Annotated in this window: 19 protein-coding genes, 2 pseudogenes and 1 riboswitch; of the genes and pseudogenes, 10 read left to right on the forward strand and 11 right to left on the reverse strand. The window is 68.8% G+C overall.

Annotated elements, in window-relative coordinates; translation table 11 throughout:
- Positions 1-229 precede the first annotated feature (229 nt).
- Entirely contained in the window at positions 230-1315 is a 1086-nt protein-coding gene (cyc1, locus tag N8I87_RS26810) for an epi-isozizaene synthase (RefSeq protein ID WP_263212392.1), read from the forward strand.
- On the forward strand, positions 1312-2682 hold the full coding sequence (locus tag N8I87_RS26815) for a bifunctional albaflavenone monooxygenase/terpene synthase (protein WP_263212394.1): 1371 nt from the start codon (positions 1312-1314) through the stop codon (positions 2680-2682). Before cyc1 ends, N8I87_RS26815 begins: the two co-directional genes overlap by 4 nt.
- 22 nt (positions 2683-2704) lie before the next feature.
- Here the strand turns inward: N8I87_RS26815 and N8I87_RS26820 are convergent, their stop codons facing one another.
- Positions 2705-3670, reverse strand: a complete 966-nt coding sequence (locus N8I87_RS26820; RefSeq protein WP_263212396.1) for a helix-turn-helix domain-containing protein — start codon at positions 3668-3670, stop codon at positions 2705-2707.
- Positions 3671-3762: 92 nt separating this feature from the next.
- Here N8I87_RS26820 and N8I87_RS26825 point away from each other — a divergent pair, with 92 nt between their 5' ends.
- Entirely contained in the window at positions 3763-4005 is a 243-nt protein-coding gene (locus tag N8I87_RS26825) for a hypothetical protein (RefSeq protein ID WP_263212398.1), read from the forward strand.
- On the opposite strand, the gene N8I87_RS26830 is transcribed toward N8I87_RS26825, so the two are convergent.
- From N8I87_RS26830 to N8I87_RS26855, 6 genes are all read right to left on the reverse strand, one after another.
- Positions 3918-4931, reverse strand: a complete 1014-nt coding sequence (locus N8I87_RS26830) for a ribonucleotide-diphosphate reductase subunit beta (protein WP_263212400.1) — start codon at positions 4929-4931, stop codon at positions 3918-3920. The two genes, N8I87_RS26825 and N8I87_RS26830, sit on opposite strands and share 88 nt — an antisense overlap.
- The gene (locus N8I87_RS26835) at positions 4931-7288 is read right to left on the reverse strand and encodes a ribonucleoside-diphosphate reductase subunit alpha (RefSeq protein ID WP_263212401.1); all 2358 of its coding nucleotides are present in this window, start codon (positions 7286-7288) and stop codon (positions 4931-4933) included. Before N8I87_RS26835 ends, N8I87_RS26830 begins: the two co-directional genes overlap by 1 nt.
- A 124-nt stretch (positions 7289-7412) precedes the next feature.
- Positions 7413-7554: riboswitch (cobalamin riboswitch) on the reverse strand.
- A 52-nt stretch (positions 7555-7606) separates the two neighbouring features.
- The gene (locus N8I87_RS26840) at positions 7607-8113 is read right to left on the reverse strand and encodes a GNAT family N-acetyltransferase (RefSeq protein ID WP_263212403.1); all 507 of its coding nucleotides are present in this window, start codon (positions 8111-8113) and stop codon (positions 7607-7609) included.
- A 120-nt stretch (positions 8114-8233) separates the two neighbouring features.
- Complete coding sequence (mctP, locus tag N8I87_RS26845; protein WP_263212405.1) at positions 8234-9862, reverse strand: monocarboxylate uptake permease MctP; 1629 nt, start codon at positions 9860-9862, stop codon at positions 8234-8236.
- The gene (locus tag N8I87_RS26850; protein ID WP_263212406.1) at positions 9859-10131 is read right to left on the reverse strand and encodes a DUF3311 domain-containing protein; all 273 of its coding nucleotides are present in this window, start codon (positions 10129-10131) and stop codon (positions 9859-9861) included. The genes mctP and N8I87_RS26850 overlap by 4 nt, the downstream gene beginning before the upstream one ends.
- 264 nt (positions 10132-10395) lie before the next feature.
- Positions 10396-11160, reverse strand: coding sequence for a GntR family transcriptional regulator (locus N8I87_RS26855; protein ID WP_263212408.1), 765 nt, complete (start codon positions 11158-11160; stop codon positions 10396-10398).
- A gap of 590 nt (positions 11161-11750) precedes the next feature.
- Here N8I87_RS26855 and N8I87_RS26860 point away from each other — a divergent pair.
- From N8I87_RS26860 to N8I87_RS26875, 4 genes are all read left to right on the forward strand, one after another.
- Positions 11751-13034, forward strand: a complete 1284-nt coding sequence (locus N8I87_RS26860) for an extracellular solute-binding protein (RefSeq protein ID WP_263212409.1) — start codon at positions 11751-11753, stop codon at positions 13032-13034.
- A 232-nt stretch (positions 13035-13266) separates the two neighbouring features.
- Entirely contained in the window at positions 13267-14253 is a 987-nt protein-coding gene (locus tag N8I87_RS26865) for a carbohydrate ABC transporter permease (protein WP_263212411.1), read from the forward strand.
- The gene (locus tag N8I87_RS26870) at positions 14250-15092 is read left to right on the forward strand and encodes a carbohydrate ABC transporter permease (protein WP_263212412.1); all 843 of its coding nucleotides are present in this window, start codon (positions 14250-14252) and stop codon (positions 15090-15092) included. The genes N8I87_RS26865 and N8I87_RS26870 overlap by 4 nt, the downstream gene beginning before the upstream one ends.
- Before the next feature lie 9 nt (positions 15093-15101).
- Positions 15102-16604 carry a glycoside hydrolase family 3 protein gene (locus N8I87_RS26875; RefSeq protein WP_263212414.1) on the forward strand — a complete coding sequence of 501 codons (1503 nt, stop codon included), beginning with the start codon at positions 15102-15104 and terminating at the stop codon, positions 16602-16604.
- An 83-nt stretch (positions 16605-16687) separates the two neighbouring features.
- On the opposite strand, the gene nagB is transcribed toward N8I87_RS26875, so the two are convergent.
- Positions 16688-17473, reverse strand: a complete 786-nt coding sequence (gene nagB / locus N8I87_RS26880) for a glucosamine-6-phosphate deaminase (RefSeq protein WP_263212415.1) — start codon at positions 17471-17473, stop codon at positions 16688-16690.
- A gap of 183 nt (positions 17474-17656) precedes the next feature.
- Between nagB and N8I87_RS26885 the strand changes: the two are divergent.
- Positions 17657-18270, forward strand: a pseudogene (locus N8I87_RS26885) (SIS domain-containing protein); the annotation flags it as partial.
- Here N8I87_RS26885 and N8I87_RS44460 read toward each other — a convergent pair.
- Positions 18268-18390 (reverse strand): annotated as a pseudogene (locus N8I87_RS44460) (SDR family NAD(P)-dependent oxidoreductase); the annotation flags it as partial. The pseudogenes N8I87_RS26885 and N8I87_RS44460 overlap by 3 nt on opposite strands.
- 105 nt (positions 18391-18495) lie before the next feature.
- On the opposite strand from N8I87_RS44460, the gene N8I87_RS26895 reads away from it, so the two are divergent.
- Both N8I87_RS26895 and N8I87_RS26900 read left to right on the forward strand, forming a co-directional pair.
- Entirely contained in the window at positions 18496-19128 is a 633-nt protein-coding gene (locus N8I87_RS26895) for a TetR/AcrR family transcriptional regulator (protein ID WP_263216683.1), read from the forward strand.
- 346 nt (positions 19129-19474) lie between these two features.
- Entirely contained in the window at positions 19475-20941 is a 1467-nt protein-coding gene (locus tag N8I87_RS26900) for a sensor histidine kinase (RefSeq protein ID WP_263216684.1), read from the forward strand.
- 277 nt (positions 20942-21218) lie between these two features.
- Here N8I87_RS26900 and N8I87_RS26905 read toward each other — a convergent pair whose 3' ends face one another.
- Entirely contained in the window at positions 21219-21476 is a 258-nt protein-coding gene (locus N8I87_RS26905) for a WhiB family transcriptional regulator (RefSeq protein ID WP_003992873.1), read from the reverse strand.
- Between the two features lie 319 nt (positions 21477-21795).
- The gene (locus N8I87_RS26910; protein WP_263212424.1) at positions 21796-22764 is read right to left on the reverse strand and encodes a diacylglycerol/lipid kinase family protein; all 969 of its coding nucleotides are present in this window, start codon (positions 22762-22764) and stop codon (positions 21796-21798) included.
- Between the last annotated feature and the right edge of the window lie 51 nt (positions 22765-22815).

Consider the following 22815-nt stretch of genomic DNA (forward strand, 5'->3'; position numbering starts at 1 on the left):
TTCGCACCGTCCGCGCATCGCATATTCGATCCTTTGTGCGCTTCTAGCAATCCACAATCAGTCACACAAGGGGGGAATCTCGGCACCGTGGGGTAGTGAGTGAAGCAAATCCGTTCCCAGATTGGTCAGTTGTAGGGCTGAATGGGAAGTGCGGGGATACGCAACGGCGCACGCCCGGCACGGTGAGAGGGGTGGGTGTGTGCTTCTGGCGGCTGAGAGGGGTTTGTTCGTGCATGCTTTCCCACACAGCACCACATGGATGCCGACGGCGGTCCTGGTCCCGCCGGCGCTGGCTCTGCCGTTGATCGAGTCGGCGTTTCCCCGGCAACGCCATCCGTATTGGCCGCGACTACAGGAGAAGACCCGCTTCTGGCTCCTGGAAAAGCGGCTCATGCCGGCGGACAAGGTGAAGGAATATGCCGACGGCCTGTGCTACACCGACCTCATGGCGGGCTACTACATGGGTGCCCCCGACGACGTCATGCAGGCCATCGCCGACTACAGCGCGTGGTTCTTCGTCTGGGACGACCGCCACGACCGCGACATCGTCCACGGCCGCACCGAGGACTGGCGGCGGCTCAGGTTCCGCCTCCACGCGGCCGTCGACTCACCCGGGCACCACGAGTCCCATCCCGACCCTGTGGTGGCGGGACTGGCGGACAGCGTGCGGCGGTTGTACTCGTTCCTGCCCCGGACCTGGAACACCCGGTTCGCCCGGCACTTCCACGCGGTGATCGAGGCGTACGACCGGGAGTTCCGCAACCGCGTCAGGGGATACGTTCCCGGGGTGGAGGAGTACCTCGCCCTGCGGCGCCTGACCTTCGCACACTGGATATGGACGGACCTGCTGGAGCCCAGCGCCGGATGCGAACTCCCGGACGCCGTGCGGAAACACCCGGCATACCGCCGTCCGGCACTGCTGAGCCAGGAATTCGCCGCCTGGTACAACGACCTCTGCTCACTCCCGAAGGAAATCGCGGGAAACGAGGTGCACAATCTCGGAATCAGTCTCATCACCCATGAGGGGCTGACTCTGGAAGAGGCAGTCGTGAAACTCAGGCGGCGCGTGGAGAATTGCGCGGAGCAGTTCCTCGAAGCGGAAATGGTCGCCCTGCGGTTCGCCGACCGGCTCGACGACGGCACCGTACCGGGAAAGGAACTCGGTGTCGCCGTACGGTCCTGCCTCAGCAATATGCGGAACTGGTTCAGTTCCGTCTACTGGTTTCACCACGAGTCCGGCCGGTACATGGTCGACAGCTGGGACGACCGGTCCACGCCCCCGTACGTCAACAACGAAGCGGCAGGTGAGAAATGACCGTCGAGTCGGTGAAACCCGCGGCACCCGAGGTGCCCGAGTCGATTGAGCCGCCCCTCGCGGGGGGAGGTGTCCCGGTCCTCGGCCACGGCTGGCAGCTGGTCCGCGACCCGCTGGCCTTCATGGCCGGGCTGCGCGAGCACGGCGACGTCGTACGGCTGAGGCTCGGCCCGAAGACGGTGTACGCCGTCACCGCCCCCGCGCTCACCGGCGCGATGGCGCTGAGCCCCGACTACAAGATCGACGGGCCGCTGTGGGAGTCCCTCGAAGGCCTGCTCGGCAAGGAGGGCGTGGCCACCGCGAACGGCCCCCGGCACCGGCGCCAACGACGCACCATCCAGCCCGCGTTCAGGCTCGACGCCATACCCGCGTACGGGTCGATCATGGAGGAGGAGGCGCACGGGCTGACCGAGCGCTGGCGGCCCGGCGAGACCGTCGACTGCACCTCGGAGTCCTTCCGGGTCGCCGTGCGGATCGCGGCCCGCTGTCTGCTGCGCGGCGAGTGCATGGACGAGCGCGCCGAGCGGCTGTGCGTCGCGCTCGCGACCGTCTTCCGCGGTATGTACCGCCGGATGGTCGTCCCGCTCGGACCGCTCTACCGGCTGCCGCTGCCGCCCAACCGGAAATTCAACCGGGCCCTGGCCGATTTACATCTGCTCGTCGACGAGATCGTCGCCGAGCGCCGGGCATCCGGTCAAAAGCCGGACGATTTGCTGACGGCATTGCTGGCGGCGAAGGACGAGAATGAGGAGCCCATCGGGGAACAGGAGATCCACGACCAGGTCGTCGCGATACTCACCCCCGGAAGCGAAACGGTCGCCTCCACGATCATGTGGCTGCTCCAGGTGCTCGCCGAACATCCGGAACACGCCGAGAAGGTACGTACCGAGGTCGAATCCGTGACCGGCGGCCGACCCGTCGGATTCGAGGACGTACGGAAGCTCACGCACACCAACAATGTCGTTGTCGAGGCGATGCGTTTGCGTCCCGCCGTATGGATACTGACGCGGCGCGCGGTGACCGACACCGCGCTCGGCGGCTATCGCATTCCGGCCGGGGCGGACATCGTCTACAGCCCGTACGCCATCCAGCGCGACGACCGGTCCTACGCGCACAACCTCGACTTCGACCCCGACCGCTGGTTGCCGGAACGCGCCAAGGACGTACCGAAATACGCCATGAGCCCGTTCAGCGTGGGCAATCGCAAGTGCCCCAGCGACCACTTCTCCATGGCCCAGCTCACCCTGATCACGGCGGCATTGTCGGCGAAGTACCGCTTCGAACAGGTCGGCGGGTCGAACGACGCGACCCGCGTGGGCATCACGCTCCGTCCGCACCGGCTGCTGCTGAAGCCCGTGCCATGGTGAGACACCCGTTTCCGGTGCGCGCTCAGGCGGCCCGCGGGCCCCGGAACGCGCGCCGGTAGGCGTTGGGAGTGGTCCCCAGGGCCCGTACGAACTGGTGGCGCAGCGCGGCCGCGGTGCCGAACCCGGTGCGCGCGGCGACGGCGTCCACCGTCTCGTCCGTGCCCTCCAGCAACTCCTGTGCCAGCAGCACGCGTTGACGCAGGATCCAGCGGTAGGGCGTGGTGCCCGTCTCCTGCTGGAAGCGGCGCGCGAAGGTGCGCGGTGCCATGAGTGCGCGGGCGGCCAACTGCTCGACGGTCACCTCCTCGTCGAGGTGCCGCTCCATCCACACCAGTACCTCGCCGACCGTGTCGCACGAGTCCCGGGGCAGCGGACGTTCGATGAACTGCGCCTGTCCGCCGTCCCGGTGCGGCGGCACCACCATCCGCCGGGCGATCTTGTTGGCGACCTCGGGCCCCTGTTCCTTGCGCACGATGTGCAGACAGGCGTCGATCCCGGCCGCGGTGCCGGCGGAGGTGATCACCGGGTCCTCGTCGACGTACAGGACGTCCGGTTCGACGCGGGTGCGCGGGAAGCGCCGGGCGAGCGCGTCCGCGTGCCGCCAGTGCGCGGCGCAGCGCCGCCCGTCGAGCAGTCCGGCGGCGCCCAGCACGAAGACGCCGGAGCAGACGCTGAGCACCCGGGCGCCCCGGTCCACGGCTCGACACAGGGCGGCGAGCAACTCGGGCGGATAGTCCCGCCCGACGTTCGTGTCCGAGGCCGGTACGGCGATCAGATCGGCCTCCTCCAGCCGGTCGAGGCCGTACGGCGTGGAGACGGTGAGCCCGTCGACATGGGTGCCCAGCGCCGGACCCTCGGCCGAGACCACGGCGAAGTCGTACGCCGGCAGCCCCTCGTCGCTGCGGTCGAGGCCGAACACCTCGCAGACGACTCCGAGTTCAAAGGGATGCACACCGTCGAGCAGGACGGTGGCCACGTTCCTCAGCATGCCTCCAGTGTGCCTCGGAAGTGGCAGCAATTCGAGGGTGTGCGGCAGTCCTGCCACTGTTTGTCAGGGGTGTTCGGCGCGACAGTGGTGACATGACTACAGCGCAGACAGAAGCCCTGATCGGAATGGCCGTCACCCTCGGGATCCTGGTCCTCCTGGTCCTCCCCTCACTGATCGGCATCGTGCACGACCGGCGCATCGACCGACAGCTCAGCAAGGCCCAGGAGGCCGGGAAGGCGGGACGGGATCAGAAGTCCTCGTCCAGGTCGACGGTGCCCTCCACCGCCACCTGGTACGCCGAGGGACGCCGCTCGAAGAAGTTGGTCAGCTCCTGAACCCCCTGCAGCTCCATGAAGGAGAAGGGGTTCTCGGAGCCGTACACCGGAGCGAAGCCGAGCCGGCTCAGCCGCTGGTCGGCGACGCACTCCAGGTACTGCCGCATCGACTCGGTGTTCATGCCCGGGAGGCCGTCACCGCACAGGTCGCGCGCGAACTGCAGCTCGGCCGCGACGGCCTCCCGCAGCATGTCGGTGACCTGCCGCTGAAGCTCGTCGTCGAAGAGGTCCGGCTCCTCCTTGCGGACCGTGTCCACCACCTCGAAGGCGAAGGACATGTGCATCGTCTCGTCGCGGAACACCCAGTTGGTGCCGGTGGCCAGACCGTGCAGCAGACCCCGGCTGCGGAACCAGTAGACGTAGGCGAAGGCACCGTAGAAGAACAGGCCCTCGATGCACGCGGCGAAGCAGATGAGGTTGAGCACGAAGCGGCGCCGGTCGGCCTTCGTCTCCAGGCGCTCCAGCTTCTCCACCGAGTCCATCCACTTGAAGCAGAACGCGGCCTTCTCACGGATGGAGGGGATCTTCTCCACGGCCGCGAAGGCCGCGGCGCGGTCCTCCGGGTCGGGGAGACAGGTGTCCAGCAGCGTCAGATAGAACTGGACGTGCACGGCCTCCTCGAAGAGCTGGCGGCTCAGATAGAGCCGTGCCTCGGGGGAGTTGATGTGCTTGTAGAGGGTCAGCACCAGGTTGTTGGCCACGATCGAGTCGCCCGTCGCGAAGAACGCGACCAGACGCCCGATCAGATGCTGCTCACCCGACGTCAGCTTCGCGAGGTCGGCTACGTCCGAGTGGAGGTCGACCTCCTCCACGGTCCAGGTGTTCTTGATGGCGTCCCGGTAGCGCTCGTAGAAGTCGGGGTAGCGCATGGGGCGGAGAGTCAGCTCGAAGCCCGGGTCGAGCAGGTTTTTGGCTTCGGTGGTCATTACTGGCAGGCCTCGCAGGACTCGGGGTTCTCAAGGGAGCAGGCGACGGCGTCGGGGTCGGCGACCTGCTGGACGGGGACGGTGGTCTGCGCCTGGGCGGCGCGGGCGATGCGGGTCGCCGGGCGCGAGCGCAGGTAGTACGTCGTCTTCAGACCCTGCTTCCAGGCGTACGCGTACATCGAGGAGAGCTTGCCGATGGTCGGCGTCTCCATGAAGAGGTTCAGGGACTGCGACTGGTCGAGGAACGGGGTCCGGTCCGCGGCCATGTCGATCAGCCCGCGCTGCGGGATCTCCCACGCCGTACGGTACAGCGCCCGTACGTCGGCCGGGATCCACGCGAAGTCCTGCACCGAGCCGCCCGAGTCGCGCAGCGCCTCACGGGTGCGGGCGTCCCAGACGCCGAGCTCCTTGAGGTCCCTCACCAGGTACGAGTTGACCTGGAGGAACTCTCCCGACAGGGTCTCGCGCTTGAACAGGTTGGAGACCTGCGGCTCGATGCACTCGTACACGCCCGCGATCGAGGCGATCGTGGCGGTCGGCGCGATCGCGAGGAGCAGCGAGTTGCGCATGCCGACGGCGGCGATCCGCTCGCGCAGGGCGGCCCAGCGCTCCGGCCAGGCGAGTTCCGCGCCGTAGTGGTCGGGGTGCAGGACGCCCCTGGCGCTGCGGGTCTTCTCCCAGGCCGGGAGCGGGCCGCTCCGCTCGGCGAGGTCGGCGGAGGCCTCGTACGCGGCGAGCATGATCCGCTCGGCGATCCGGGTCGACAGGGCGCGCGCCTCGGGCGAGTCGAACGGCAGCCGCAGCTTGAAGAAGACGTCCTGCAGCCCCATCGCGCCGAGGCCGACGGGACGCCACTTGGCGTTGGACCGGCCGGCCTGCTCGGTCGGGTAGAAGTTGATGTCGACGACACGGTCGAGGAAGGTGACGGCCGTGCGGACCGTCTCGTCCAGCCGCTCCCAGTCGATGTCCCCGTCGACGACGAACGCGCCGAGGTTGACCGACCCCAGGTTGCAGACCGCCGTCTCCCCGTCGTCCGTGACCTCCAGGATCTCCGTGCAGAGGTTGGAGGAGTGGACGACATGGCCCGGCTCGGCCGTCTGGTTGGCGGTGCGGTTGGCGGCGTCCTTGAAGGTCATCCAGCCGTTGCCGGTCTGCGCCAGGGTGCGCATCATGCGGCCGTAGAGGTCACGGGCGGGAATGGTCTTCTTCGCGAGCCCGTCCGCCTCCGCCTTGCGGTACACGGCGTCGAACTCCGCGCCCCACAGGTCCACCAGCTCCGGCACGTCCGACGGGGAGAACAGCGACCACTGCCCGTCGGCGTCGACCCGGCGCATGAACTCGTCCGGGATCCAGTGCGCGAGGTTGAGGTTGTGCGTACGCCGGGCGTCCTCACCGGTGTTGTCGCGCAGCTCCAGGAACTCCTCGATGTCAAAGTGCCAGGTCTCCAGGTAGACCGCGGCCGCGCCCTTGCGCCGGCCGCCCTGGTTCACGGCGGCGACGGAGGCGTCGAGGGTCTTCAGGAACGGGACGATGCCGTTGGAGTGCCCGTTGGTGCCGCGGATCAGCGAACCACGGCTGCGGATGCGGGAGTACGACAGCCCGATGCCACCGGCGTGCTTCGAGAGCCGGGCCACCTGGTGGTAGCGGTCGTAGAGGGAGTCCAGCTCGTCCAGCGGGGAGTCGAGGAGGTAGCAGGACGACATCTGGGGGTGCCGCGTGCCGGAGTTGAAGAGCGTGGGGGAGGAGGGCAGATAGTCGAGGCGGCTCATGAGCCCGTAGAGCGCGGCGACTTCGTCGACGGAGCGGGAGGACTCGTCCTCGGCGAGACCCGCGGCGACCCGCAGCATGAAGTGCTGGGGCGTCTCGACGACCTTGCGGGTGATGGGGTGGCGCAGCAGATAGCGGCTGTGCAGGGTGCGCAGGCCGAAGTAGCCGAAGCGGTCGTCGGCCGACGGGTCGACCAGGGCGTCGAGCCGCTCGGCGTGCAGCCGTACGAACGCGGCGGTGCGGTCGGCGATCAGCCCCTCGCGGTGCCCCACGGCGACGGACCCGGTGAAGGACGTCACGCCCTGCGAGGCGGCCTCGGCGCGGATGGAGAGGGTCAGCAGCCGGGCGGCCAGCCGGGAGTAGGCCGGGTCCTCGGAGATGAGGCCGGCCGCCGCCTCCGTGGCCAGCTCGCGCAGCTCCGTCTCGTCCGCCCGGGTGGACCGTCCGCGCAGCGCGGCGGCGGCGACGCGGCCGGGGTCGGTGTCGGGCAGGTCGGCGGTCAGCTCGGTCAGGGTCCGCAGCAGCGCGGCACCGGGACCGACGGTCTCCAGGCGGGTCGCTGAATCCGGTTCGGCTGGCGCGATGGTCACGTGGGGCTCTCCCTGGCTCGGCACGGGGGCCTTGCGCAGGGCAGGGGGCAGCACACGAGCGCACGCGGCGTCGCGTCCACCGGCCCATTCCACGAGGCCCGGACGTCGGGGCACCCGGGCCGGACGGCCGGGTGCGCTGTCGGCAGGTCCTCGGACTGACACGAGCGCGCTTCGACCCCCGGGGGGCGGATACGCGCAAGTACACCGTTGCGGGACAGTTCCGGATTCGCACCGGATTCCCCTGCGGCGACAGCGAGCATGAGCATACATCTAGTGCCTGGCTGCCGTGCCACCCCCAGATGTTGTGTCGTGGCGGTATCAGAGCGTCAACTCGTAGGTGAGGAGTGTGATGTCGTCGAGGTGGGGGAGGGGATTCCAGTCCCGCTCTGGTGTGCGGACGAAGCCCATGCGTTCGTAGATGCGATGGGCGGCCCGCATGGAGCGCTGGGTGGACAGCACGACCCGTACGCAGCCCGGTGTGGCCCGCGCGCGATCGACACAGGCGCGCACCAGGGCCTCCCCGACGCCGCGACTGCGTGCCGCGTGGCCGACCGCGAGCATCCGTATCTCGGCCTCTCCGGCGCGGGCGATGTCGGCCATGGGCCCGCCCGCCGGTACGAAGGTGACGCCGCCGAGCAGTTCGCCGTCCGCCACGGCGGCCAGTACCTCCGCGGCGGCCGCGCGCTTGGCCACGTCTCTGAGCTCGCCGAGGTACCCGTCGCTCTCCCCGAAGTCGAGGAGGCCGTCCTGGAGATAGGCCTGGGCGGTGATCTCGCCCAGGGTGCCGTACTCGTCCGGGGCCGTCCGCCTGATCTCGATGTCCATGGGACCGAGTGTGCAGGACGGGTACGACAACGGGCCGCCGGATTTTCTCCGACGGCCCGTTCTTGCCTGCCCTCAGCGGCCGGTGTCGTCAGCGGCTCGCGTCCGCGGTGACCGGCGTCCTCAGTGGCCCGCGTCCGCGGTCGCCGGCGGCAGCTCCACCTGGACGCCCGGGTCGCCGGAGTCCGCCGTGTAGTCCGCCGGGCTGGTCTCGTCGACGCCCTCGGGGGCCTTCAGCGCCTTCAGGACGAAGGTCAGCACCACCGTGACGGCCACGTTGAGCACGAACGCGGTGAGGCCGATGTAGCCGATCTCCCCGATGCCCGGGATCTCCTCGGCCGAGCCGCCGAAGTGCTTCTGCGTCGGTGAGGCGACGCCGTACGCGGCGACGGTGCCGTACACCATGCCGACCGCCCAGCCCGCGAGCAGCGCCCAGCGGTGGAACCAGCGGCTGAACAGGCCGCCGACCATGGCCGGGAAGGTCTGCAGGATCCAGATGCCGCCGAGCAGCTGGAAGTTGATGGCGACCGTCTTGTCCATCGTCAGGACGAAGACCAGCGCGCCCACCTTCACCAGGAGGGAGACCAGCTTGGAGACCTTGGTCTCCTGCGCGGGCGTGGCGTCCGGCTTGATGAAGTCCTTGTAGATGTTGCGGGTGAACAGGTTCGCGGCCGCGATGGACATGATGGCCGCGGGGACGAGGGCACCGATGCCGATCGCCGCGAAGGCCACGCCCGCGAACCAGTCCGGGAACATGTTCTCGAACAGCTGCGGGATGGCCAGCTGGCCGTTCTGCACCTTGACGTCCGCCGCGATCGCCATGAAGCCCAGCAGGGCCAGCAGGCCGAGCATGAGGGAGTACAGCGGCAGGATCGTGGTGTTGCGGCGGATCACGTCACGGCTCTTCGAGGAGAGCGTCGCGGTGATCGAGTGCGGGTACATGAAGAGCGCGAGCGCGGAGCCCAGTGCCAGCGTGGCGTACGTCCACTGGCCGGCCTCCGGCGGGGCGAGAGCGCCGCGCGGCTTGCCGGTCGCCGGGTTGACCTGGCTGAACGCGTCGCCCGCCTTGGTGAAGATGTCGTCGAAACCGCCCAGCTTGATGGGGATGTAGATGATCGCCACCGCGATGACGATGTAGATCAGCGCGTCCTTCACGAACGCGATCAGGGCGGGCGCCCGCAGGCCCGAGGAGTAGGTGTACGCGGCCAGCACGCCGAAGGCGATCAGCAGCGGCAGGTCCTTGACGAACCAGTGGGTGCTCTCGCCGCCGCCGACGCCCATCACGTCGAGGACGGCCTGGATGCCGACCAGTTGGAGCGCGATGTAGGGCATCGTCGCCAGGATTCCGGTGACCGCGACCGCCAGCGACAGGCCCTTGGAGCCGAAGCGGCCGCGCACGAAGTCCGAGGTCGTCACATAGCCGTGTCGGTGGGACACCGACCACAGGCGCGGAAGGAACATGAAGATCAGCGGGTAGACGAGGATCGTGTACGGCACGGCGAAGAAGCCGGCCGCGCCCGCCGCGTAGATCGCCGCCGGTACGGCGACGAAGGTGTACGCCGTGTACAGGTCGCCGCCGAGCAGGAACCAGGTGATCCAGGTGCCGAACGACCGTCCGCCCAGGCCCCATTCGTCGAGGCTGTGCTCGTTGTCGGCCCTGCGCCAGCGGGCGGCCAGGAAGCCCATGACCGTGACGGCCAGGAAGAAGAAGACGAACACGCCGAGCGCGACGCCGTTCACACCGTCCTTCACTTCGACGCACCCCCGCTTCGCCGGGCCGCCGCGCGGGCGCGCTGGTCACGCTGCCACAGCTTGTACGCGGTCATCGTCAGCGCGGTGGAGATGACCACCCACAGCATCTGGTACCAGTAGAAGAACGGGATCCCGCTGAACTCGGGGTCCGTCCTGGCGTAGGAGCCGACCCACAGCATCGCCACGAAGGGCGCGATCAGACAGAGGGCGATGACGACGCGCAAGGGCGTCACCACCGCCGCTCCGGTCACATCCGAGGTATCCGACATCGTGCGACTCCGTCCCCTCGCAGATCACCACTGATCACTACTGATCACACGTGTAATGCGCAGGCAATCTAGGCGACGTCGTCACACAAGTGGAAGACCTCATCCTCATATCGGCATGTCGATTCTGTGCAGAAGTCGCCGCAGCGGCAGCGGAACCCCCGCACATGACGGTCGTACGGGGACGCGTCGGTCAACTCCCTTACGCAACAGCCGCTTGAGCCGGGCCGGGCATCACTCCGCGGGACGCTCGAGCCGGAGCGGGCGTCACTCCGCGGGACGCTTGAGGCGGGCCACGAACTTGTAGCGGTCGCCGCGGTAGACCGACCGCACCCATTCCACCGGCTTGCCCTCCCGGTCCAGGGAGTGGCGGGAGAGCATCAGCATCGGGAGGCCCACGTCGGTGCCGAGCAGGCCCGCCTCGCGCGGGGTGGCCAGGGAGGTCTCGATGGTCTCCTCGGCCTCCGCGAGGTGGACGTCGTACACCTCGGCGAGCGCGGTGTAGAGGGACGTGTACTTGACGAGCGACCTGCGCAGCGCCGGGAAGCGCTTGGCCGAGAGGTGGGTCGTCTCGATGGCCATCGGCTCGGCGTTGGCCATGCGCAGCCGCTCGATGCGCAGTACCCGCCCGCCGGCCGTGATGTCGAGCAGTTCGGCGAGCCGGTCGTCGGCGGTGATGTAGCCGATGTCCAGCAGCTGCGAGGTCGGCTCCAGTCCCTGGGCGCGCATGTCCTCCGTGTAGGAGGTGAGTTGCAGCGCCTGGGAGACCTTCGGCTTGGCGACGAAGGTGCCCTTGCCCTGGATGCGCTCCAGCCGGCCCTCGACGACCAGCTCCTGCAGGGCCTGGCGGACGGTGGTGCGCGAGGTGTCGAACTCGGCCGCGAGCGTGCGCTCCGGCGGGACCGGCGTGCCCGGCGGCAGCGTCTCCGTCATGTCGAGCAGGTGCTTCTTCAAGCGGTAGTACTTGGGCACGCGCGCGGTACGGACGGTCGCCCCAGCCTCGTTCTCCGCACTGCTGACGTCGGTGCTCATGCTCTGCCTTCCCGGCTCCGTATGCCGAAGTGACCGACATTCCATCGGTCCCGGCTCACATCGTGGCACGGCTTCGTGTGACAGGGGTCCACCCGCACGCTCCGTGATCTCCCTGTATACCTTTGCGCCCCCCGTTGGTCTAGTCCATCGGGAGTCCCGGTCCCAGTGGTCCACCGGAACTGGTCCGTCCGATCTGTCGCTTGCGGAATGAAAGGTCCCTGCATATCTCGGTCCCATCACGGACGCCTGGAGCCCGCCTGAACACCCTTGACAGGCCTATTGGTCTGGGCCAAGCTCCCCGTACTGGTCTACACCATTGGTCCAGGTCCCGGCCCCATGGGCGGTACGAAGCGCGGGCCTGCTCGGCGGATCAGGTCGGAGTAAAGCAACCGAACCTGATCAGCGCCGGTGAGCGGGGTCTGGTGCGTGCAGCTGCAAGGCGGAGGAGGGAGTCGACGCGGAGCGTCGGCGACCGACGACAACGCCGCAGATGTGCGTGCCAGACCCCGCGTCTCCGGCATGATCCGCCGAGCAGGCCCGGCTCGCCGCGGGGAGGCAGGGGGGTTTGTGGCATCCCTGAGGAGGGTGGCGTGAAGCGCAAGCTGATAGCCGCGATCGGTATCGCGGGCATGGTCGTCTCCATCGCGGCGTGTGGCAGTGACAAGAAGGACGACGGCAAGGCACAGGGGTCGGACGCCAAGGAGCTGACCGTCTGGCTCACCGTGGACGCCCAGAACAACTGGCCCAACCTGGTCAAGGCGGCCGACGCCGCGGTGCAGAAGAAGCACCCGGGCATCAAGATCAAGCACGAGTACTACGGCTGGCCGGACAAGAACACCAAGCTGGACGCCGTCCTCGCCACCGACAAGGCCCCCGACGTGGTCGAGATGGGCAACACCGAGATGCTCGGCTACATGGTCAAGGGCGCCTTCGCACCCGTCGACGCCGCGCAGTTCGGCAACTCCTCCGCCTGGCTGGACGGCCTCAAGGCCTCCGTGACGTACGACGGCAAGACCTATGGTGTGCCGTACTACGCCGGCGGCCGGGTCGGCACCTGGCGCAAGGACATCGCGGCCGCGTCCGGCATCAAGGCGCCCCCGAAGACCTACGCGGAGCTGACCGCCGACCTGGACAAGATCCAGAAGAAGCAGGGCGCCAAGTTCAACGCCTGGTACCAGCCCACCCGTGACTGGTACGCGGCCATGTCCTTCGTCTACGACGCGGGCGGCTCCATCGCCGTCGAGTCCGGCGGCCAGTGGAAGGCGAACCTCTCCTCGCCCGAGTCCCTCAAGGGCCTGAAGGAGTTCAAGACCGTCCTCGACAAGTACATGCACGGCGACAAGACCAAGGACGAGTCCGACCGCTACATCGTCTACGGACAGGGCAAGTCGGACCTGATCTTCGGTGCGGCGTGGGAGGGCGCGACCGCGGCCGACCCGAAGAACGACAAGAGCGGCAAGCTCAAGGACAACCTCGAGAACTTCGTGATGCCCGGCCCGTCCGGCAAGAACCTGCCGGTCTTCCTGGGCGGCTCCGACCTCGCCATCCCGGTGAAGTCCAAGGCCCAGGGCGTCGCCGCCGAGTGGATCAACGCCTTCACCGGTCCCGAAGGCCAGAAGGGCCTGATGGCCAAGGGCAACCTGCCCAACAACAAGACCGACCTCGCCACCCTGAAGAACGACCCGGCGACCGTCGTCCCGGCCACCGCGGCCGAGTCCAACTGGTTCGTCCCGATGGCCCCCGGCTGGGGCCAGGTCGAGAAGGCCCAGGTCCTGCAGACCATGCTGCAGAACATCGGCACCGGCAAGAAGTCGGTCGCGGCGGCGGCCAAGGAGGCCGACGCCGCGATTGACAAGGTCATCAACACCAATTGAACCCTCCACCGTCTATTGGAGCGGTGAATTCCTGGCTCACGTCGCCCGGCCGCTCATCGAGCGGCCGGGTCCTACACGATCAGCACCAGCCGGGTTGGAACCAGCCCGGTTCATGTAGAGCCTGCAACGTTGCTGCGCCAGCTTGGTTCTCGCTGGCACAGCGTAACCGTACCACTTCGTACAGCTACGGAGTGCGGCTTCCTGTACGACGAGGCACGCTGAGGAGCGCTTGATGAGTGCCGCAGACACGACCACCCCCGCCAAGGTGCCGCCGCCGCGGCAGGCGCCGCCACCCGACGTCCCGCAACGGCCACGCGGAAAGCGGACGTCGAGCGGGGCGGCCACCCCCTGGCTGCTGCTCGCGCCGTGTCTGCTGATCCTCGCCCTGGTGATGGGCTATCCGCTGGTCCGGCTGGTCACCCTGTCCTTCCAGGAGTTCGGGCAGTCCCAGCTGTGGGGCTTCAAGCCGGCCGAGTCGGTCGGGTTCGCCAACTTCTCCAAGGTGCTGGGCGACGGCGAGTTCTGGCAGGTCGTCGTGCGCACGGTGGTGTTCGCGGTCGGCTCGGTCGTCTTCACCATGGTCCTCGGCATGCTGGTCGCCCTGCTGCTCCAGCGGGTCTCCGGCTGGGTGAAGACCCTCGTCAACATCGCGCTGGTTGCCAGCTGGGGCATGCCCGTCATCGTCGCCACCACGGTCTTCAAGTGGCTCTTCGACGCCGATTACGGCATCCTCAACGCCCTGCTGAGCAAGCTGCCGGGCGTCGACCTGATCGGCCACAACTGGTTCGCGAGCGGGCCCGAGGGGCTGGCCGTGATCATGCTCCTGGTGGTCTGGGGAGCGGTCCCCTTCGTGGTCATCACGCTCAGCGCCGGTCTCACCCAGGTCCCCAAGGAGCTGGAGGAGGCGGCCCGGCTGGACGGCGCGGGCTCCTGGGGCGTCTTCCGGTACGTCACCCTGCCCATCCTCAAGCCGATCGTCGTGATGCTCACGACCCTGTCGGTCATCTGGGACATGGGTGTCTTCCCGCAGGTCTTCGTGATGCGCAACAACCATCCGGAGGCCGAGTTCCAGCTCCTCACCACCTACTCCTACGACCGCGCCTTCGTGGTCAACGACTACGCGCAGGGTTCGGCGATCGCCCTGATCACCGTGGTGCTGCTGCTGGCGGTGGTCGCCGTCTACATGCGTCAGATGCTGAAGATCGGAGAGGTCGAATGAGTGCCCTCGCTCCCCAGGCGCGCCGGCGGCCGAAGCTCGGCTGGAACCTCCTCGGTCTGCTCGTCTTCGCCGCCGCGGGCTTCCCCGTCTACTGGATGGTCAACACGGCGTTCAAGCCCGCGAAGGACGCCATCGACCCGGACCCGAGCCTGCTGCCCACGGGCCTCACGCTCGGCAACTTCCGCCGGGCACTGGACATCGCCGACTTCTGGGGCCCGGTCGGCCGCAGCCTGATCGTGTCCCTGACCGTGGTGGCGATCGGCATCGTCGTCGGCATGCTGGCCGCGCTCGCCATCTCCCGGTTCGCCTTCCGCGGCCGCAAGATCGTGATCGTCGGCATCCTGGCGGTGCAGATGGTGCCGCTGGTCGCCATGATCATCCCGGTCTTCCTGCTGCTGAACGACCTGAACCAGTACGACAAGCTCTCCGGCCTGATCATCACCTATCTGACCTTCATCCTGCCCTTCACGGTGTGGACGCTGCGCGGATTCATCGTCAACATCCCCAGGGAACTGGAGGAGGCCGCGATGGTGGACGGCTGCTCCCGCACCGGCGCCTTCATCCGCGTCGTCTTCCCCCTTCTCGCCCCCGGCATGGTCGCCACCTCGGTCTACGGCTTCATCCAGGCCTGGAACGAGTATCTGTACGCCCTGATGCTGCTCAGCCAGGAGCACCAGACCGCGACCGTGTGGCTCGGCAACTTCACCACCAAGCACGGCACCGAATACGCCCCGATGATGGCCGGCGCCACCATGATGGCCGTGCCGATCGTCGCCCTCTTCCTCCTCGTCCAGCGCAAGATGGCCGCGGGCCTGACCGCGGGCGCAGTGAAGGGATAACGCCACTCGATGACGACATTCGCCAGCGGTACCACCGCGTCCAACTCCAAGGACGGCCTGACGCGCGACGCCCTCACCGTCCTCCAGCCCGGCTTCCCCGGCACCACGGCCCCCGACTGGCTGCTGCGCCGCCTCGGCGAAGGCCTGGCGTCCGTGGGCCTGTTCGGCCGCAACATCGCCTCGCCGGAACAACTGTCCGCCCTGACCGACCGGTTGCGGGCGGAACGGGACGACGTCCTGGTCGCGATCGACGAGGAGGGCGGGGACGTGACCCGCCTCGAGGTGCGGACCGGTTCCTCCTTCCCCGGCAACCACGCCCTGGGCGCGGTCGACGACGTAGAGCTGACCCGGGAGGTGGCCCTCGAACTCGGCCGCCGCCTCGCGGCCTGCGGCGTCAACCTCAACTGGGCCCCGTCCGCGGACGTCAACTCCAACCCCGCCAACCCGGTCATCGGTGTCCGCTCCTTCGGCGCCGACACCGACCTGGTCGCCCGGCACACGGCGGCCTATGTCACCGGCCTGCAGTCCGCCGGAGTCGCCGCCTGCACCAAGCACTTCCCCGGCCACGGCGACACGGCCGTCGACTCCCACCACGCCCTGCCCCGCATCGACGCGGACGCCACACTGCTCGCCTCCCGCGAACTGGCCCCCTTCCGCACCGCGATCGAGGCCGGCACCCGGGCCGTGATGAGCGCCCACATCCTGGTCCCGGCCCTGGACCCGGACCACCCGGCGACCCTGTCCCACCGGGTGCTCACCGAACTGCTGCGCGGCGAGCTCGGCTACGACGGCCTGATCGTCACCGACGGCATGGAGATGCAGGCCATCGCCGCCACCTACGGCATCGAGCGCGGCAGCGTCCTCGCCATCGCCGCGGGCGCCGACGCCATCTGCGTGGGCGGCGGCCTCGCCGACGACGAGACGGTACGGCGTCTGCGGGACGCCCTCGTCACGGCGGTCCGCTCCGGCGAACTCCCCGAGGAGCGCCTGGCGGACGCGGCGCAGCGGGTCCGCGCCCTCGCGCGCTGGGCGGCGGCCCCCACCGACGAGCCCGCCGCCACCGCACGGCCCGACATCGGCCTCGTCGCCGCCCGACGCGCGCTCACCGTCACCCGCGCCGACTCGTACGTGCCTGCGGCCTCGGCCCCGTACGTCGCCGCCTTCACCCCCGTCGCGAACATCGCCGTCGGTGACGAGACCCCCTGGGGCGTCGCCGCGGAGCTGGGCCGACTGCTGCCCGGCACGGAGACGGGGAGCTTCGCGGGGGAGGACGCGGCGTCGGCGGCGCTCGTCGCGGCGGGCGACCGCCGGATCGTGGCCGTCGTCCGCGACGAGCACCGGCACCCCTGGATGGCTGCGGCCCTCGGCACCCTCCTGGCGGCCCGCCCGGACACCATCGTGGTCGAGATGGGCGTTCCCCAGTCCCCGGCACGCGGCGCCCTGCACATCGCCACGCACGGCGCGGCCCGGGTCTGCGGCCGCGCGGCGGCGGAGGTCATCGCGGGCCCGTAGTCCGGGCGGAGCACCCTGCCCACATGACCGGAAAGCGCCGGGCCCCGCAGGGGAGTCCGGCGCCTTCCGGCATGCCGAGAAGGTCAGATCCCCTGCCAGTCCGGCTTGTTGGCGTACGTGTGCCGGAAGTAGTCCGCCAGCTTCAGCTTGGACGCGGCCGCCTCGTCGACGACCACGGTCGCGTGCGGGTGCAGTTGAAGGGCTGAAGCCGGGCAGACCGCGGCCACCGGCCCCTCCACGGTCGCGGCGACCGCGTCCGCCTTGCCCTCGCCGGTGGCGAGCAGCACCAGGTGCCGCGCCTCCAGGATCGTGCCTATGCCCTGGGTGATGACGTGATGCGGCACCTGCTCGATGTCCCCGTCGAAGAAGCGCGCGTTGTCGATCCGGGTCTGCTCGGTCAGCGTCTTGATCCGCGTGCGCGAGGCGAGGGAGGAGCACGGCTCGTTGAACCCGATGTGCCCGTCGGTGCCTATCCCGAGCAGCTGCAGGTCCACCCCGCCGGCCTCGGCGAGCGCCCTGTCGTACGCCGCGCACGCCGCCCGCACGTCCTCCGCAGTGCCGTCCGGCCCCATGAACGCGGCCATCTTGATCCCGAGCGGCTCCAGCACCTCCCGCCGCAGCACCGAGCGGTAGGACTCCGGGTGCTCCGCGGGCAGCCCCACATACTCGTCGAGCTGTGCGATCCGGGCCCGTGAGATGTCCACCGCGCCGGAGCGCACCGTGGCCGTCAGCGCCTGGTAGATGGGCAGCGGGGTCGAGCCGGTGGCCACACCGAGCAGCGCTTCGGGCTTGCGCCGCAGCAACTGTGTCATGGCCTCGGCGATCAGTTCGCCACCCGCCTCGGCGTCCGGAACGATGACAACTTCCACGCTGGGCCTGCCGTTCTGGAGAGGGCTGGAAGGTCTATGTGGTTTAGACCAATCTAACACCCACCCCGCACGGACGGCGCCCCTTCCCAAGGGGTGGAATAGGACCTGTTGACGTTCCGACACCGAGCCGGCACCGAGCCTGCAGCGAACCAGAGCGCCCCGCGTGCCCCGGGAGGACTCACCATGACTGTCGCGACTCCGGACCCCCTCGTCGACCGCCCGGGCCGGGTCGTGGCCCGCGAGATGGCCGAACAGCCCGCCGTGCTCCGCAGGATCCTGGACGAGGGAGCCCCGGCCGTCCGGCAGGTGGCCCAGGAGATCGCCGCCGCCGGCCCCGCTTCGTCCTGCTGACCGCCCGCGGCACCTCCGACAACGCCGCCCTGTACGCCAAGTACCGCCTCGAGATCCGCCTGGGCTTGCCCTGTGGCCTCACCTCCATGTCGACCACCACGGCCTACGGCGCCCGCCCCGACCTCACCGATGTCCTCGTCGTGACCGTCAGCCAGTCCGTTGGCTCCCCGGACCTGGTCGCCTCCACCCGGGCCGCGCGTGAGGCCGGCGCGATCACCCTCGCCGTGACCAACGACCCGGACTCCCCGCCGGCCGGCGTCTCCGAGTGCCACATCGACATCCTGGCCGGACCGGAGAAGGCACTACCGGCCACCAAGACGTACACGGCCTCCCTCCTCGCTCTCTGTCTCAGAGGCGCTCGGCGTCCCCCGGCACGCCCGCTCCGCCCTGATCGCGAACGCGGTGCCGCCCGCCTCCTCGATCGCGGCGACCGGCTTCTCGGCCGCCTTCTCCTCGTGCCCGTAGTGCACCGCGACCCGGGCTCCGTCCCGTCCCAGCCGCTCTGCGACGCCGCGTCCGATTCCCCTGCTCGCCCCCGTGACGAGTGCCGTCCTGCCGCTGAACACGCCCCCATGCCGGCGCCCCCTCCATATTTTCTAGCGGTCGCTACAGAAAAAAACCGTACAACATCCCGCCGACATTTCTCTAGGGTCCGCTATAAAATACCCCCCATGGTGCGAAGCGAGGAGACGAAACCGCAGGCCGGGGCGGCGACCAGGGTGCGCGGCCGCCCCCGCTCCTTCGACCGCGAGACGGCGCTGGAGAAGGCCGTCATGGCCTTCTGGGAGCGCGGCTACGAGGCGACCTCCGTCTCCGACCTCACCCGGATCATGGGTATCGGCGCCCCGAGCCTGTATGCGGCCTTCGGGGACAAGCGCTCCCTGTTCGAGGAGGTGGTGCGGGTCTACGCCGGGTCGTACGGCTCGTTCACGCGCCGCGCCCTGGACGAGGAGGTGACGGCCCGCGCCGCGGTGGAGCGGCTGCTGCGCGAGGCGGCGGTGGAGTTCACCGATCCCGGCCATCCGTACGGCTGCCTGGTGACTCATGCCGCGACCAACTGCACGACTCCCGAGGTCGAGGAGGCCCTGCGGCGCCGGCGCAACGCCGACGTGGCCGCCCTCGAGAGCCGTATAAAAGCGGACGTCGCGACCGGTGAGCTGCCGGAAGGGACCGACGCCGGCGCGCTCGCCCGCCATGCGGCCGCCGTCTTCCAGGGCATGTCCCAGCAGGCGCGCGACGGCGCGAGTCGTGAGGAACTCGAGGCGGTCGCGGAAATTGCCATGGCCATCTGGCCCCGCAGCTGACCCGGGCGGGCTAGGCTGCAATTCGTCAACTGTGAACAGCCTCCAATGCGTGGACACACAACGTGGTCTAGTCCACAATGCGTAGGGAGGCCTGCGTGCGGTATGACCGCGACGCAGCCGCACACTTCCGTCTTCCCCGCACAGGAGGGCGGACCGAGGACCCGGAGCTCTCTGCCCTGACTGCCCCGGTTCCTCATCCTTCGGCCGACCGGGACCGCACACCCCACGGCCGATACTGCTCCGGGCTGCGGTGCCGGGAGGGTTGAGGGTCCCTCCCAGGCGCCGCGGCCCGCGGGTGTTTTCGGCCGATCACAAATGCCCGGGTACGCTCGCACACGTGCCCTCCATGAACGAACTCGTACGCCAGCACACAGCCCTCGACGACTCCGATCTCGAGTGGCTCCACCTGCTGGTCTCGGAGTGGCAGCTGCTCTCCGACCTGTCCTTCGCCGACCTGGTCCTGTGGGTTCCCACTCTCGACGGCACGCGGTACGTCTCGGTCGCCCAGATGCGGCCCAACACAGGCCCCACCTCCTACCAGGACGACATGGTCGGCCACCTCGTGCCGCGCGGCCGCCGGCCCATGCTGGACGCGGCGCTCGACGAGGGCCGGATCGTGCGCGAGGGCGACCCGGAGTGGCGCGAGGAGGTCCCCGTACGGGTCGAGTCCATCCCCGTACGGCGGGAGGGGCGGGTCCTCGGTGTCATCGCCCGCAACACCAATCTGCTCACCGTCCGGACCCCGAGCCGCCTGGAGCTGACCTACCTCCAGAGCGCGTCCGACCTTGCGCAGATGATCGCGGCCGGTTCCTTCCCCTTCCCCAACCAGCAGGTCGACATGGATGCCTCGCCGCGCGTCGGCGACGGCCTGATCCGGGTCGACGCGGACGGCATCGTCCAGTACGCCTCACCGAACGCCCTGTCCGCCTTCCACCGCATGGGCCTCGCCTCCGACCTCGTCGGCCAGCACCTGGGCACGACCACCGCGGAACTCGCCCCGACCCGGGGACCGGTGGACGAGGCGCTGGCCAAGCTCGCCAGCGGCTGGGCGCCCCGGGAGTTCGAGATCGAGGCGAACGACGGAGTGATCCAGTTCCGGGCGATCCCGCTCAAACCCAAGGGCACCCGCATCGGTTCGCTGGTTCTGCTCCGGGATGTCACCGAACTGCGCCGCCGCGAACGCGAGTTGATCACCAAGGACGCGACCATCCGGGAGATCCACCATCGGGTGAAGAACAACCTCCAGACGGTCGCGGCCCTGCTTCGCCTCCAGGCCCGGCGTATCGAGTCCGACCGGGGCAGGGAGGCGCTGGAGGAGGCGGTACGGCGGGTCGGCTCGATCGCTATCGTGCACGAGACGCTGTCCCAGAACCTGGACGAACGCGTGGAGTTCGACGAGATCGCCGACCGGGTGCTCGCGATGGTCGCCGAGATCTCGCCCGGCAAGGTCACCGGCCGGCGCAGCGGCATCTTCGGTGTGCTCGACGCCGAGGTCGCGACCCCGCTGTCCATGGTGCTGACCGAAATCCTGCAGAACGCCCTCGAACACGGCTTCCGGGAGGGCGAAACCGGCACGGTCGAGGTCTCGGCGGTCCGCGGCGGCACCAGCAAGGAGGCCCGACTCCTCGTCACCGTCCAGGACGACGGCGTCGGCCTGCCCGAGGACTTCGACCCGCAGACCGCGGGCAACCTGGGGCTGCAGATCGTACGGACCCTGGTCGAGGGCGAGTTGGGCGGCACGTTCGACATGGTCCCGGCGCCTGGGCGGGGGACACGGGTGATCCTGGACATTCCGGTACGAACGCATAAGTAAGGCGCGAGTGAGGTGTGGGCAAGACGCAAATAAGGCGTAAACAGGGGGTATTGGGCCGGATGTCGACCGGATGGAACATTGCCCCGCACGTCGCCCCGTACAGCTCCCCGCACAGCAAAGAGCCCCGGACCTTTGTTCAGGTCCGGGGCCAGTGCTCGTTGCTGCTCTTCTACTACTAAGCGCATCGGGGGTACTGCGCGCTGCGGCTCGGGGGCGGGAGATGCGTACTCGCTGTACGCGCCGCCAAGCTCAGGCTGTCAGAGCGGGGTGGGTTGTGTCAGGCGGAGGCCTGACGGGCCCGGTTGCGGGCGGCGCGGCGCTTCATGGCGCGGCGCTCGTCCTCGCTGAGACCACCCCAGACGCCGGAGTCCTGGCCGGACTCAAGCGCCCACTGCAGGCACTGCTCGATAACGGGGCAGCGACGGCAGACGGCCTTGGCTTCCTCGATCTGCAGCAGCGCAGGACCGGTGTTGCCGATGGGGAAGAAGAGCTCGGGGTCTTCCTCGCGGCAAACGGCGTTGTGACGCCAGTCCATGGCTGCTACCTCTCCTTGGTATTACGTGCTGGTTGCTTGTGAATGTGAACGCTTTCACGAATCCCTCAACAAGGGAAGGGCCGACTGCCAGGTACACCGGCGTGGTCCTGTGGTTTGAAGAGGGGTTCTGGTGATCAGTGGAGGCCGGTGTTGCGGGCCGTCCCGATCGCCACGTAGAGACTCGCAAACCTCAGCGGCGGATACAACCCCTTCCGAAAAGTTTTTTTTGATTCCTCGGTGTCGACTGGGTCACAGCCGTACTTCCATGGGGTGGATCCTGGCCTAAACGTTCGAGTGAAAGGACTTTTGCCGGTTCCACTCACACAATCACACGCAGTGCGCGGCGTACGCCTGTGAACGTCACGCTCGTACGCAGCCCGAGGTGGTCTCCGTCCATCTGGAGGGGCAGTGGCACCTTCGAATGCAAGGTGAACTGGTCCAGATCGTGCAGGGAGGTGGCATGCCTTCCATGGGGGCCGCGCTCGGGGGACGAAGTGAGCAACTGCGTGCCATACCGGGCAACCGCGGCCGTGGACAGACGGCTGAGACCGAGTACGTCGATGCCTTTATCGAACGAGGCCTTAGGTGACGTGTACATAGGGCGATTGCCGAGATAGGTCCAAGGGGACGTGTTCGAGACTATCGCCACGACGAGACCGGTCACCGGGTCGGCGCCGGGCCGCTCGAGCGTGATCGTGCCGTGCCGCCGGTGCTGCTCGCCGAGAAACTGCCGGGCGACCTGACGGACGTAGAGCGCGTGGGTGGACTTCCTGCCGCGCTCGCGCTGCTGCTCGACTCGGCCGACGACGCCCGCGTCGAAACCGAGGCCGGCGTTGAAGGTGAACCAGCGGGCGGGAACGGCCTCGTCCTCCGTGCCGGGAGTGCCCGAGGTGAGTCCGAGGCCGACGACACGCTCGCGTTCCTCGCGCAGCGCGTCCAGCAGGGCGCCGGTCGCCTCCACGGGATCGTTGGGCAGACCCAGGGCGCGGGCGAAGACATTGGTGGAGCCGCCGGGGACCACGGCGAGGCCGGGAAGGCGCTCGGGATCGGGGCCGTCGTGGAGGAGACCGTTGACGACCTCGTTGACGGTGCCGTCGCCGCCGAGGGCCACCACCAGGTCTATGTCGTCGCTCTCGGCGGCCTGGCGGCCGAGGTCGCGTGCGTGACCGCGGTACTCGGTGGTGACCGCCTCCAGCTTCATCTCGCTCGCCAGAGCGTGGATCAGCACGTCACGCCTACGTGCGCTTGTGGTGGTTGCCGCCGGATTGACCACGAGAAGTGCACGCATGGGTTGCAGCGTACCTACTGGGTGGTACTGGGCCCAGACCGAGGTAGGGAT

Source organism: Streptomyces sp. HUAS 15-9, from assembly GCF_025642155.1.
Classification (GTDB): domain Bacteria; phylum Actinomycetota; class Actinomycetes; order Streptomycetales; family Streptomycetaceae; genus Streptomyces.

What these genes read in the sequence shown, in the direction of transcription:
- N8I87_RS26875 (WP_263212414.1), top strand. Translation starts at nt 15,102, where the DNA reads ATGACGACATTCGCCAGCGGTACCACCGCGTCCAACTCCAAGGACGGC.
- N8I87_RS26820 (WP_263212396.1), bottom strand. Translation starts at nt 3,670, where the DNA reads ATGCTGAGGAACGTGGCCACCGTCCTGCTCGACGGTGTGCATCCCTTT.
- N8I87_RS26850 (WP_263212406.1), bottom strand. Translation starts at nt 10,131, where the DNA reads ATGTCGGATACCTCGGATGTGACCGGAGCGGCGGTGGTGACGCCCTTG.
- N8I87_RS26830 (WP_263212400.1), bottom strand. Translation starts at nt 4,931, where the DNA reads ATGACCACCGAAGCCAAAAACCTGCTCGACCCGGGCTTCGAGCTGACT.
- N8I87_RS26895 (WP_263216683.1), top strand. Translation starts at nt 18,496, where the DNA reads ATGGTGCGAAGCGAGGAGACGAAACCGCAGGCCGGGGCGGCGACCAGG.
- N8I87_RS26825 (WP_263212398.1), top strand. Translation starts at nt 3,763, where the DNA reads ATGACTACAGCGCAGACAGAAGCCCTGATCGGAATGGCCGTCACCCTC.
- N8I87_RS26910 (WP_263212424.1), bottom strand. Translation starts at nt 22,764, where the DNA reads ATGCGTGCACTTCTCGTGGTCAATCCGGCGGCAACCACCACAAGCGCA.
- N8I87_RS26815 (WP_263212394.1), top strand. Translation starts at nt 1,312, where the DNA reads ATGACCGTCGAGTCGGTGAAACCCGCGGCACCCGAGGTGCCCGAGTCG.
- N8I87_RS26855 (WP_263212408.1), bottom strand. Translation starts at nt 11,160, where the DNA reads ATGAGCACCGACGTCAGCAGTGCGGAGAACGAGGCTGGGGCGACCGTC.
- N8I87_RS26900 (WP_263216684.1), top strand. Translation starts at nt 19,475, where the DNA reads ATGAACGAACTCGTACGCCAGCACACAGCCCTCGACGACTCCGATCTC.
- N8I87_RS26865 (WP_263212411.1), top strand. Translation starts at nt 13,267, where the DNA reads ATGAGTGCCGCAGACACGACCACCCCCGCCAAGGTGCCGCCGCCGCGG.
- N8I87_RS26870 (WP_263212412.1), top strand. Translation starts at nt 14,250, where the DNA reads ATGAGTGCCCTCGCTCCCCAGGCGCGCCGGCGGCCGAAGCTCGGCTGG.
- N8I87_RS26840 (WP_263212403.1), bottom strand. Translation starts at nt 8,113, where the DNA reads ATGGACATCGAGATCAGGCGGACGGCCCCGGACGAGTACGGCACCCTG.
- N8I87_RS26905 (WP_003992873.1), bottom strand. Translation starts at nt 21,476, where the DNA reads ATGGACTGGCGTCACAACGCCGTTTGCCGCGAGGAAGACCCCGAGCTC.